The organism is Nonomuraea sp. NPDC049784, from assembly GCF_040659615.1.
GTDB lineage: Bacteria > Actinomycetota > Actinomycetes > Streptosporangiales > Streptosporangiaceae > Nonomuraea.
Genome location: NZ_JBFAMX010000304.1, coordinates 1 through 11,695 on the forward strand (window position 1 = coordinate 1; position 11,695 = coordinate 11,695).

An 11,695-nucleotide genomic window follows, 5' to 3' on the forward strand; every position below is an offset into this window, starting at 1 on the left:
TACGGCTCATACCGGGCAGAGGTGTTCGCATCCCTGCTGGCCGTGGTGCTGATGCTCGGCGTCGCCCTGTACGTGGTCATCGAGGCCATCGGCCGCATCGGCGCACCCGCCGAGGTCTCCTCCGGCCCGATGCTCGTCGTGGGCGCCATCGGCCTGGTCGTGAACGTCGTGGCCCTGTTGCTGCTGCGCGCGGGCGCGAGCGAGAGCCTCAACGTCAAGGGCGCCTACCTGGAAGTCGTCGCCGACACGGCCGGATCCGTCGGTGTCATCGTCGCGGGCTGGCTCATCTCCGCCACCGGTCAGACGTTCTGGGACACGGTCATCGCCCTGGCCATCGGCGTCTTCGTCGCCGTCCGGGCGATCTCGCTCGGCCGCCAGGTCTTCGCCGTGCTCGGCCAGCACGTACCCGAAGGCATGGACGCCACCGCGGTCGCGGAGGACCTGGCCGCGATCGACGGCGTACGCGACGTGCACGACCTGCACCTGTGGACCCTCACCTCCGGCATGAACGTCGCCACCGCCCACCTGGTCACCACCGACCAGAACGACAACCACTCCGTGCTGGACCAGGCCCGCGACCTGCTGCGCCGGCGCCACGGCGTCGCCCACGCCACCCTCCAGGTCGAGCCCGCCGACCACGCCGGCTGCGACGAGCTCGGCTGGTAACCCACCGCGGAGGCCGTCCCCTCAGAGCGGGGAAGCATAGGTGTTCGCCACGACAGGGAGCCGCGCCGACCACCAGCACGCATCGGCGACGATCCGCGTCGGCGGCAGCGCGCCATGCGTCGTTCGGGGCACATCGAGTGGCGCCACGCCTCGACAGACCACCCAGTGCTCCGAAGGGCATGTCCGCACGGGGTGGTCGGCTCCCCCTCCATGGGCCAACCACCCCCCTTTCCTCACATCAACAACTGCTCGATTACGAAAAGTGACAAATCAAAGCACTCTGTTATCTGACCAAATGCACAATCGTTTAGATGAATTAGTAATCGGGTAGTAACGCTCTGTGGATGACGTTGGCGGTTCCGTCGCCGCCGCACCTCCTCCAGCTCAACATCAGTCCCCACCACCGCAAGGGACGTCCGATGAGTCACTTGCTCCTGCGCGGCATCGTGCTCGCCTCTGTCCTCTTGATGTCCACGGCGCCCGGTGGCGCAGTCGCGCTGTTCCCGGCAGCCGCGCCGGCCACCCCGCTCCGGCCCACCATGCCGACCGCAGGCGTGGCCGGGCTGATCGCAGTGACTGTGCACGCTCAGGGACGCGTAAGGTCGCACGGCGTGCCGCTGGCCGTCCGCGCTGGTCCCGGGGCCGGCTACCCCGTCATCGGTCACCGGCTCTCCGGCAGCCTGATCGACCTCGCCTACAGCACCCGCGGCAGCAGCGTTGAGGGGGATGCGCGCTGGTACCGCCTCGCCGACGGTCCCGGCTTTGTCTCAGCTCGCTACATCCTCAGCGGCACCATACTGCCCCGCCGCGAACCCTCAAGCTGAACACCACCGCTGTGCGGTCTCTGCCGCGCCTGGCGCGCTACCCGGCCAGGTAGGCCCGTCCCCGTACCCGCCGGGCACAGCATTCAGGAGGAAGACCTGATGACGACGCCTTGCCGAAAACCGCTGACCCGTCGCAGCATGCTGGGTCTCAGCGCGGCCGCCGCATTCGCGGCCGCGGTCACCGTCTCATCGGCCCGGCCACGACCGGGCAGGGCTGCACCCCAGGCGGCCGGCGCACGCGAGTTGGCCCCGCATGGCCGCATGCTGCTGGCGGGCGGGCAGTTGCTGCACAGCACAGTGCTGCAGTCCTTCGGCTTCGACGAGCGCCACGGACACCTGTATGCCCTGCAACTCATGCAAGGCGACGTACGCCTGGACGGAGAACGCCGCGCCTACACCCACACCGAGCGAGCCCAGCGAGGTGACCTGTGCCTCAACAGGTTGTCCATGGACGGCACCCTCATCGGATCGATGTACCTGCTGGGCTTCGGCCACGGCGGCGCCCTGGGCGTGGAGCAGACTGAACGCGGTGGCGCCCTCATGTGGACCGAATGGGACGCAAACCCCGCCTCGGGCTACGGCAGGGGCATCTGCCGCTTCCCTTTCACTGACGGCACCGTGCTGACTCCCGGCAGCCCTCGTCTGACCCCCTACCGGCCGGTGCCGGGCTCGACCAGCAACACCGCCACCCTGGATCCCGTCTCCGGCCGGCTGCTGCTGCGCTACAAGATCGCAGGCGTGCCACGCTTCCGGCTGTTCGACGCGGCCCGTCTGGCGGCACACGACGACCGCCCGCTCGCCGACTTCCCCCAGCCCGGCGCCGACCTGGGGCTGCCCTTCCAGGGCATGACGCTGTGGGCAGGACATGCCTACCAGCTGCTCGGCAGCGCCTATAGCCCCGCCAACCCCGCCTCCTCGGAGGGCAACATCCGCCTGTTCCGTATCCAACTGACCACCGGTCGGGTGGAGCAGCAGATCCTGGACGCCACCGCCAGGGACCTCCTCCCGCGCGAGCCAGAGGGACTGGCCGTTCTCGCACCGTGCGGCGCTGACCCGCTGCTGTGCATGGGCCTGACCCAAGGCCACGTCCGGGACAAGTCCTTCTCGCTCTACTACCGGCCTCTCGCCTGAACATCCCCAGGGGCGGCGCAACCGTCCGAGATCGCTACGGTTCCCAGGCCAGCTCACACCATCTGCTCGCGGCGCGACGTCCCCGCGCCGACGGCTGCCAGGCCACGCTCCAGCGCACCTGCCTCCCACGTAGACGCGGGAGGAGGGCGCCGATGCTGGAGACTGCGACGACCACGAGCGCGGTCGGGATCGCCACCGCCATGGGCTGGCCGGCGCCGAACACCAGCACGGGCACGGCCAGCACCGAGCCCCCCGCGCCGAGCAGGCCGAGGCTGACACCCACGACCAGCGCGCCGGCCAGCACCAGCGCGAGCGCCACGGTCATCGGCGGCAGGCGTGGGCGAGCGCGCCGGCGGGGTCGGCCGCGCCGGCCCGGTTGTACGGCAACCGGGTCAGCAGCAGGCCCATCAGGCAATTGTCGCTGGCGCCGGCGTAGGTCAGCCCAGCGCCGACGAACGCGGTGACGAGCAGGCTCCAGGGCGTCACGAGGCTCAGCAGGACCGAGACGAGAACCAGGAGACCGGCCACGAGACGGACCTGGCGTTCCAGGCTCCAGCGTTGCCGGCCGCGGTTGACGGGCGCGCCGGCCGCGAGCCAGGCGTTCATGCCACCGGTCATGACAGCCGAGGTGGGGATGCCTGCCTGCGCGAGCTTGGCCTGGGCGGTTGTCGCGCGGCCGCCGGACTGGCAGATGAGCACGATCCGGCTGAGGGCCGCCTCGGCGAGCTGGGGCAGGTGGGTCTCCAGCCGGTCGAGGGGCACGTTGACGGCGCCGTCGACGTGCGCGGTCTCGAACTCGGCGGGCGTTCGCACGTCCAGTAGCAGGATGGCGCCGCCGGCGGCGGCCATGGCGCGGGTCGTGGTCACGTCGATGGTGGTCAAGGAGCTCTCCGATTGGTGGTGCGGGGTGGTTCAGGCCGCGACCTGACCGGCGCCGGCTCCGGTGAGCACGACGGGGGTCAGGCCGTGGCGGGTCAGGATGGTGGCGGCGATCGACGCGCGGCGGCCGGAGCCGCAGGCGACCAGGACCGGACGGTCCGGGTCCAGCTCGGCGGGGATGCCGTCGGTGACGAGATCGGGTAGGAAGCGCTCGATCGCGCCGGGCAGTGGGGCGGCGCTGCGCTCGCTGGGCATGCGCACGTCCAGGATCTGGGCGCCGGGCAGCCGGTCGCGGAAGGCGGGGAGGTCGGCCAGTTCGAAGCTGGCGGTGGCGGCTGGGCCGAGGTCGCGGATGACGCCGCGAACGTCGTCAAGGCCGATCCGGGCCAGCTGGGTGCGGGCTTCGGCGATGTCCTGGCCGGGCTCGGCCACCAGAACGATCGGCTCGCCGTACGGCAGCAGCCAGCCGGCCCAGCTGCCGAAGTCGTCGGCGAGCTCGATGCCGGTGGAGCCGGGCAGGAATCCGGCGGACTGCGCGGCCCTCGGCCGGATGTCGAGCACGTGCATCTCATCGGTCAGGTCGGCGACCGTGATCTCGGGCAGGTTCGGGCCGGGTGCGGGCGGCACGCCGAGCGTGTTGGCGGGGCCCATGTAGGCGTAGAAGGCGGGGATGGGCATGGGCTCGGCCAGTAGCTCGCCGGCTAGCGCCTCGGCGGTGGGCAGAGCGAGCAGCGGGTTGCCGTCCTGTTCGGCGCCGATGGTGGAGGTGTGGCGGCCCGCGCCGGTCGTCGTACAGAATGATCCTTCGCCGTGTGTCGGGTACAGCTCCACGTCACGGGGCAGCGCTGCCAGCCGGTGCAGGGAGCCGTACTGGAGTTTGGCCAGGGTCGTGGCCCGCTCGGGACCGAGCAGATCGGGACGGCCCGCGGAGGCGACCAGCAGGCTTCCGCCGGAGAACACCGCCATCGGCTCGCCGTCGATCAGCACCAGGTAGCTGGTGTGCTCCGGGGTGTGCCCAGGCGTGTGGATGGGCCGGATGATCAGGCCGTCGCCGCCGGCCAGGTCCTCCAGGTGGAAGGCGGGCGTGTGTGGGTAGGCCGCGGCCGCGGCGGCGGGCAACACCAGCTCGGCGCCGGTGCGCAACGCGGCCTGCTCGCCGCCGGAGACGTAGTCGTTGTGCAGATGGGTCTCCAGCACGAACCGCAGCTCCAGATCCCGTTCCGCGGCGGCGGCCAGGAAGCGGTCGATGTCGCGCTGCGGATCGACGAGCACGCCCCTGCCTTCGTGGGCGAGCAGGTAGCTCTGGTCGCCCAGCCCGGGCGTGCGGAACGCGATGGTCTCCATTCCAGTTCCTTCCATAGGGTAGGTACCCCCGGGGGTATATCCGAGACAGGCGGGCGCGCGAAGGCTCGGTGTGGCGCCGGGGGAGGGGCGAGTCAGGCCAGGGCGAGGAAGAGCTTCTCCAACTCCTCAAGCGGCATGGGGGCCTGCTCACCGCGCGCCTGGGCATCCTGGCAGTAACGAAGCCCGTTGGCCACGATCTTGAACCCAGCCCGGTCCAGCGCCTTGGATACGGCTGCCAACTGCGTGAGCACCTTGACGCAGTCCTCGCCCGCCTCGATCATCGCGATCACTCCGGCAAGCTGCCCATGGGCCCGGCGCAGCCGCACCACGGCGTCGCCGACCATTGACTCCTTCAGCTCCATACCCCCCAGGGTACCTATAACGGTGCATGGATCCCAAAGAGGGTCGGCGATCGTCCCAGGTCAACCACACTCACGACCGCTGACGAGGTCCGCCGGCTGCGCTCAGAGCGCCATGCTCGCGGACCGGGGCGTGCGGATCAGGGAAGACGCGGTGGACCGGCTGGAAGGGAAGGGTACAGCGCTGGCGCGGATCGTCTTCAAGGATGCCGGTTACCTCGACCTGCCGGAACGCCTCGGCTGTCGCCCGCTGGATGATGGCGCGGTCAAGGCCTACGACGGTCAAGGTCTGCAATCTCAAGGCTTGCAACGGGTCGGGTCGCCGTTCAGGAAGTCCTTTCTGCCTGTCTTCGTGTTCTTGTTCCCTCCGTCCCACGTCAGCACTTCGCCGCTCTTGAGACCCTCCAGGTCCTCGACCGTGAACGGCACCTGTCCCCGCACGCCCCTGTCGCCGATGCTGCCGTCGACGTTCGCGATATACGGGACGCCCTTCCGCAAGGCGGTGAGTTCGCCGCTCGTGGTCCGCCAGCCCTCGGGCGGGTCCTGGAAGACCCGCACGTCTTGCGCGGACGCGGTCCAACTGCCGTTGTGCACGCTCCAGCCGGCCAACTCGCCTTCGTCACCGGTGTCGGCGATGACGGAGAAGTCCCGCGCGACATAGCCGGGGCAGTGGGCCAGCAACAACCTGACCCCACCGTCCTGGGCCCGTTCGACGGCGAGTACGCCTTCGTGCGTGGGTGTGCACCCCGTACCGAAGAAGGCCAGAGCCGTCAACGCGACGGCCGCGCGCCTGAGCCCCGGCCTTCTCCTGTGATTCATCCTCGTGTCGTCCTCTCTCTTCTACGGGATCGGCCCGTATTGCAGCGGGTGCCAGTCCAGGTAGCCGCCCCACCACAGGTTGGCGTCCACTTCGAAGTGGTTGGTGGCCCAGGGGGTGCCGGTTTTCTGCATGGACTTCGCGGACTCGGCGGCGTAGTCGGTGGGGAAGGAGGCCGCGTCCATGTGCGTCCACTGCTGGGAGTGCACCGCCTCGTGTCTTTCGAGGTCAGGCCCGTACTGGTCAGCCGTCTTACGGCCAGCGGTCCTGGCGATGTCCTCCCTGCGTTCCTTCTCCTCCCGCAGCCGGTTCAGGAAGTGCTGCTTGGAGTACGGGTAGAACAGGACGTCCCCGATCGTCATCGGCTGGTCGCCGCCGGGTGAGCCGCCGTAGCAGACGTACTGGCGGGAACGGCGTTCGCAGGAGTTGCCGCTCCAGCCCGGCGTCGCGTCGTAGACCAAGGCCAGCTCGTTCGCGCCGTTGGCGTTGTTGCCCCAGTGGAACGGGTGGAAGGCCAGCGCCGTCGGCAGGTAGACCGTGCCGTCCCCGTGGCAGTAGCATCCGCCGGGCGGCGGCTTCGGCGGTGCGTTCGGGGTCGGGCTCGGTGTCGGCCGGGGCTTCTTCTTTTTCTTCTGCGACGGCGGGGTGACGGTGCCGGTCTTCGGGTCGTAGCCGACTTCCTCCTGCACGTCCTTGGAGCAGTACCTCAGGTCGTACTGGCAGGAGTTGGGCTTGGAGCCGATCTCCTCGCCCGTCGGGTCGCTGAAGGTGGCGGGGTTGTTGTTCCCGTACGAGTAACCGTTGAGCGACTGGCCCTGGTCGGTGGAGAGCACGGGGTCCACGCTCAGGAACCTGCCGGTGAGCGGGTCGTACATGCGGGCCCCGACGGAGGTGAGCCCGGTAGCGTCGTCGGCGGGTTTGCCGAGGAATCCCTTGTCGTCGGGCCAGTCGCCGATCGTCGTCCCGCGTACCGCGCCGAACGGGGTCGTGTAGCGCTTGCTGACGGCCTGGCTGCTCGCGTCGACCGCCAGCGAGGACGTGCCGTGCGCGTCGCCGGCGGAGAAGAAGACCGCGTTCGTCCCCGTCTCCGTGGTGCGCACCGCGATCACCTGGGCGTTCGCGGTGTAGGAGCGGGTGGCCCAGTTCTTGACGTCGGTCCCTGTCTTCTTCGAGTGGATCTCGGTGGCGCCCAGGTAGAGCACGCTTTCGCCGTCGCCCATCGCGCGGCGGACCAGCAGTGTGCCGTCGGCGTCGTACAGGTAGGAGGTCTTCTGCGTGCCCTGGGTCAAGGTGGCGATGCGGCCCTGCGCGTCCCAGGTGAGAGTCTGGCCTGGGCGCGCGGTGGTGTTGCCGGACTTGTCGTAGGAGTAGGTGGCGGTCACGCCCGTGCAGGAGCCGGTCGTGACCGTGGTCAGGGCGTGCCGTTTGACGGTGTCGCCGTAGCAGTAGGTGCTGGTGGAGCCGTTGTAGTCCGTCTGCGTGGCTCGCAGGCCCGAGTCGTTGTAGGTGTAGCCGGTACGGTACGGGGCCGCGCCGCCCACGGTCTTGCTGGTGCAGTCGTCGGTGGCCGGAGTCCATGCCTCGGTCAGACGGCGCTGGCCGTCGTAGGTGAAGCACTGGATGTCGCTCTTGCCCGCGCCGTCCTGGGTGGGGGTGTCGGCGATCTCGGTGACATTGCCCGCGTCGTCGTAGCGGTAGGTCAGGTCCAGCGGTTTGACGGGGGTGGACTGAGTGGTCACGAAGGATCTCGTGAGCCGGTCTGTCCCTTCCTCATAGGTGTTGTTGACGTAGGTGCGCTTCGCGTCGTTGGATCCCGACAGTGCGAGGCTGAGCTGCTGGAGCTGGCCGAGGGCGTTATAGTCGGCCGTCTGCAGGTAGTCCTGGGTCCCGGTGACCCCGATGACCTGCCCGGTCGGGGTGTAGGTCAGGTTGACGGTCTCCTCGGCGAGACCTCCGGCCGCGGGCTCGGTGACGTTCTTCGGAGTGCCGTCGAGGTTGTAGGAGCGCGTGAGGGTGTAGCTCGCCTTCGCCGCTTTAGAGGTGACCATCGGGTCGTTGGGGTCGATGTCGATCTCGGTGCTGGTCGGGCGGTACTGCGCGTCGTAGGTGAGGACCTTCTTGGTGTACGCCTTCCCCGAGTCGTAGCTGGTCGCGGAGGTCAGCGCGCCCTGGGCCACCGTGTCGTACGTCCAGGCGGCGAGCTTGTTCGCGTCCGTGCGCGACCCGGACCACAGCCCGGTCTTGCGGCCGAGTTCGTCGTAGCCGTACAGCAGCACCGAGCCGTTCGCGCCGGTGATCTTGTCGGTCTGGTCGAGCGTCGTGTAGCCGATGGTGCTCGCGCCCTTGTCGGGGTCGCTGATGCCGCTCTGCCGCCCGAACAGGTCATAGGTGTAGGACCATCGGGAGCCGTCGGGGCCGGTGACGGTCGCCTGCTTGCCGTCGGGCCGGTAGGTGAAGGAGGTGGAGGTGTGGCCGCCGGCTGTCGCGGCGCCGTACTGGGTGTCGGCGGGCGAGGGCGAGTCGTACTCGCGGCTCTCGACGGTGCGTCCCAGCGCGTCGGTGATGGTCCGGGTCGCCTTGCCACCGGTCAGCGCGCTGACGGCGGTGGAGTCTCCGGTGTAGGTGGTGGTGGTCGTCCACTTCTGCACGCCATAGGTGAGGAACGCGCTGCTGATCGCGCGGCCCGCGCCGTCGAAGACGATGTTCGACTGCTTGGGCGCCTCGCCGTACTCCTCCCGGGTGTAGGTGGCGTTGGGCGTCTGCTTGGAGTCGAAGATGTCGCTGTAGGTCTCGTAGGCCAGGCCGCGCGAGTCGTAGCGGGTGTCGGTCAGCAGGCGGCCGCCGAGCGGCGTGGGCCGCTGCGTCTGCATGGGGCGCAGCAGCGAGTCGAAGATCTGGTACGACCAGCTCGCCGTGGTGGACGACTTTACGGTCCCGGTGCCGATCGAGGGGGCCTTGCCTCGTTCGTAGACGTAGGAGTAGGCGATGCTGGGTGTCTGGCCGCCGTCCTTGCTCCGGTCGGGCAACCACACGCCGATGAGCCTGCCCAGGCCGTCGTAGGTCTGCTCGGTCTTGGCGTTGTTCGCGTCGTAGGTGCGTTCAGGCAGGCCGCGCGTCCCGTCGAGGAACGTGGTGGTCTTGTGCTGCTTGGCGTTGACGACCACGGTCTTGGTGGGCACGCCCGCGCCGGTCGGCGTATACGTGGTGGTGGTGGGGTTGCCGCCCGCGTCGGTGCTGGTCAGCGGCCTGCCGAGCGCGTCGAAGGTGGTCGTGGCCGTACGCTGCCAGCCCGTCGGGGGGCGGTCGTCGCCCGTGACGGCCGCCGGGTAGCCAGTGGCACGGCCCGTCCAGGTCTCCTCCCCCTTGACCGGCTTCTGGCCTGCCGACCATCCGGTGGCGGCGGCGTTGTCGTAGACGGTGGCCGTGTCGGACAGCACGTCCCCGGCGGTGGCGCCGCCGGTCGGCAGCGACAGGTCGGCCTCCTTGACCGAGCAGGGGCGGCCGGTCACGCGGGTGCGGGAGACGAGCGCGTTGACGCCCTTGGCGTCGTCGCGCGCGTACCAGGTGCGGGTGCAGGTCTCGTCGCCGCTCTTGGCGGTGTCGCCCGTGCTGTCCTGCCTGACCGCCATGCCGTACTCGTCGTACGTGGTGGCGGTGGTGAGGGTGCGCCAGGTCTTGGGGACGGTGAGGTAGGTGTGCTCCGAGGTCTTCCCGGTGCGCACGTAATACGCCTCGGTGTCGGCGTACGACTTGTGCTGGGTCGCGGTCCTGGCCGACCAGGGGTCGCTGACCGTCACGTCGACCGGGTCGGCGCCGTTGAAGGTGATCTCCTCGCGGGTGAAGCCCGCGAACTGCTCGGAGTCCGTCAGGTCGGGCACGTCGAGTCCGGAGAAGTCGAGTCCGGGCACGGAGGCCGCGCGCCGCTTGTCGGGGTCGACGGTCCTGGGGTCGGCGGACTTGAGCAGCCGGTCGCCGTTCATGCCCTGAAGGTAGACGGAAACGCTCTTGGAACGGGTGTTGCGGGTGTCGCCGACGTAGGTGGTGACCTTCTGGTACCCGCGCCAGATCGACCAGGTGCGCTCGCCGGCCGGGGTGAACGGGCTGTCGTTGTAGTGCCAGCCCGGCTTCTCGTAGTCGTAGGAGTATTCGGTGAGCGGGTTGTCCCCGGCGGGGTCGGCGGTGTTCACCGCCAGCACCCGGTACTTGTTGAACCAGTCGATGGAGGCGTCGGTTGCGCCGTTGACGTGCCAGAACTGCGGGTAGCAGGACAGGGAGTCGTCGTCCTCGGCCTTCGGCATCAGCGAGCCGCGCACGCATTCCGGCTCGTTGTAGCTGACCGTGGTGATCGCGCCGGTCTCCGAGGTGATCGTCTCGATGCGTGGCCTGGTCAGCGGCAGGATGTTGCCGCCGCCCGGCTGGGTGCCTCCGGCCACCCGGTTGGGCCGCATCGCGTACGTGAACGAGACCGGATCCAGGGGCAGCGGCGTGCCGGTGTACCCGGTGTGCACGATCGACATCAGCGACAGCGTCTGGTCGGCCGAGGTGCCGATGTCGCCGCCGTCCAGGTATTTCTGGGTGAACGCCCACTGATCGACCGGCTTGTAGGCGGTACCGGACAGGACCGAGGTCTCGATCTTCACCAGCCGCTTGCGGCTGAAGAAGGCGGGGCTTTCCGAGTGGCAGTCGTCCTTGGACTCGTCCTTGGTGCAGACGGCGTCGAAGGGGACGTCGGGCCAGTTCTCCGCGGTGTCCTTGGTAAGGCTGCCGCAGTCGGCGAGCGTGCAGCGCTCGGCGTAGGAGAAGGTCACCTGGTCCGGGGCGGTCACGGTGAACAGCGTGTCGGAACGCTGCCCGTAGAGGATCTTGTCAAGGTAGCCGCCGCGCGTGTAGAGGGTGCTCGCGGTGTCGGCCTTGTTCTTGCGGTAGTAGTTGGTCTCGGCCGTGTACCAGTACGACATGGCGTTGCCGTGGGTGTCCTCGACGTAGTCGAGGTTCCACCGCCACGCCTGGACGACGGCGCGGTCGGCGAAGGTGTCGCCCTTGTCGTAGCCGGGCTCGCCGGAGTCGTCGCCGTACACCGGGGCCGTCCACACCGAGTTGGTGCGCTGGGTGCCCGCGTCGGTCAGCTTGTTCAGGCCGAAGACGTACTTGGTGCCGTCGCCGGTGATGACGGTCCAGTATTCGCCGTCGTCGTCGCCGTTCGCGGCTCCCGTGGAGTGGGTGACGGTGGCGGCCTGGTCGTTCTTCATCCGCCACTTGCCGCTGGTGTCGTCCTTGACGAGTTCGGTGGACTTGCCGTTCAGGACGAGCGAGGCGTTGTCGTACTTCCAGCACTGGTCGTACTGCTTGTCGTGGCCGTCATCGTCGCAGGAGCCGTACTGGCGGTCGATATAGGAGGTCGCCGCCGTCTCGAAGCCCTCGCCCACCGAGGTGCCCTGGTTGTTGCTGGTGGCGGTGCGCCCGTCCACGCTGCCCGAGTCGTAGGACAGGTCGAGCGCGGGCGCGGGTCCCGCCGCGGGCTCCACCGGGGCCATCGGGTACGACCAGGTGAAGGAGCCGGAGTTGCCGCCCGCCGCCCAGGTGGACGACGAGGCCAGCGGGGTGGCCGCGTAGTTGCCGCTGCCGTCGGGCGCCTCGCCGCCTGTGCCGGTGGCCAGGGCGGTCGCGGCCAGCAC

Annotated in this window: 9 protein-coding genes; 3 read left to right on the forward strand and 6 right to left on the reverse strand. The window is 69.3% G+C overall.

Annotation, left to right across the window (positions count from 1 at the left end; genetic code table 11):
- The 3 genes from AB0J09_RS39620 to AB0J09_RS39630 all read left to right on the forward strand — a co-directional run.
- On the forward strand, nt 1-666 hold a 666-nt coding region (locus AB0J09_RS39620), incomplete at its 5' end, for a cation diffusion facilitator family transporter (RefSeq protein ID WP_360702727.1).
- A gap of 419 nt (nt 667-1,085) precedes the next feature.
- Entirely contained in the window at nt 1,086-1,490 is a 405-nt protein-coding gene (locus AB0J09_RS39625) for a hypothetical protein (RefSeq protein ID WP_360702730.1), read from the forward strand.
- A gap of 138 nt (nt 1,491-1,628) precedes the next feature.
- A complete protein-coding gene (locus AB0J09_RS39630; RefSeq protein ID WP_360702732.1) occupies nt 1,629-2,621 on the forward strand; it encodes a hypothetical protein in 993 nt (330 codons plus the stop codon).
- A 34-nt stretch (nt 2,622-2,655) separates the two neighbouring features.
- Here the strand turns inward: AB0J09_RS39630 and AB0J09_RS39635 are convergent, their stop codons facing one another.
- The 6 genes from AB0J09_RS39635 to AB0J09_RS39660 all read right to left on the reverse strand — a co-directional run.
- Nucleotides 2,656-2,946: a sulfite exporter TauE/SafE family protein gene (locus AB0J09_RS39635; RefSeq protein ID WP_360702734.1), complete on the reverse strand. Its 291-nt coding sequence runs from the start codon at nt 2,944-2,946 to the stop codon at nt 2,656-2,658.
- Complete coding sequence (locus AB0J09_RS39640; protein WP_360702737.1) at nt 2,943-3,503, reverse strand: rhodanese-like domain-containing protein; 561 nt, start codon at nt 3,501-3,503, stop codon at nt 2,943-2,945. Before AB0J09_RS39640 ends, AB0J09_RS39635 begins: the two co-directional genes overlap by 4 nt.
- Nucleotides 3,504-3,533: 30 nt before the next feature.
- On the reverse strand, nt 3,534-4,844 hold the full coding sequence (locus AB0J09_RS39645) for an MBL fold metallo-hydrolase (protein ID WP_360702739.1): 1,311 nt from the start codon (nt 4,842-4,844) through the stop codon (nt 3,534-3,536).
- Nucleotides 4,845-4,936: 92 nt separating this feature from the next.
- Entirely contained in the window at nt 4,937-5,206 is a 270-nt protein-coding gene (locus tag AB0J09_RS39650; protein WP_360702742.1) for a metal-sensitive transcriptional regulator, read from the reverse strand.
- A gap of 294 nt (nt 5,207-5,500) precedes the next feature.
- On the reverse strand, nt 5,501-6,022 hold the full coding sequence (locus AB0J09_RS39655) for a hypothetical protein (RefSeq protein ID WP_360702744.1): 522 nt from the start codon (nt 6,020-6,022) through the stop codon (nt 5,501-5,503).
- A gap of 21 nt (nt 6,023-6,043) precedes the next feature.
- A partial coding sequence (locus AB0J09_RS39660; RefSeq protein ID WP_360702747.1) for an RHS repeat-associated core domain-containing protein occupies nt 6,044-11,695 on the reverse strand: 5,652 nt, incomplete at its 5' end.

What these genes read in the sequence shown, in the direction of transcription:
- AB0J09_RS39625 (WP_360702730.1), top strand. Translation starts at nt 1,086, where the DNA reads ATGAGTCACTTGCTCCTGCGCGGCATCGTGCTCGCCTCTGTCCTCTTG.
- AB0J09_RS39630 (WP_360702732.1), top strand. Translation starts at nt 1,629, where the DNA reads ATGCTGGGTCTCAGCGCGGCCGCCGCATTCGCGGCCGCGGTCACCGTC.
- AB0J09_RS39635 (WP_360702734.1), bottom strand. Translation starts at nt 2,946, where the DNA reads ATGACCGTGGCGCTCGCGCTGGTGCTGGCCGGCGCGCTGGTCGTGGGT.
- AB0J09_RS39645 (WP_360702739.1), bottom strand. Translation starts at nt 4,844, where the DNA reads ATGGAGACCATCGCGTTCCGCACGCCCGGGCTGGGCGACCAGAGCTAC.
- AB0J09_RS39650 (WP_360702742.1), bottom strand. Translation starts at nt 5,206, where the DNA reads ATGGAGCTGAAGGAGTCAATGGTCGGCGACGCCGTGGTGCGGCTGCGC.
- AB0J09_RS39655 (WP_360702744.1), bottom strand. Translation starts at nt 6,022, where the DNA reads ATGAATCACAGGAGAAGGCCGGGGCTCAGGCGCGCGGCCGTCGCGTTG.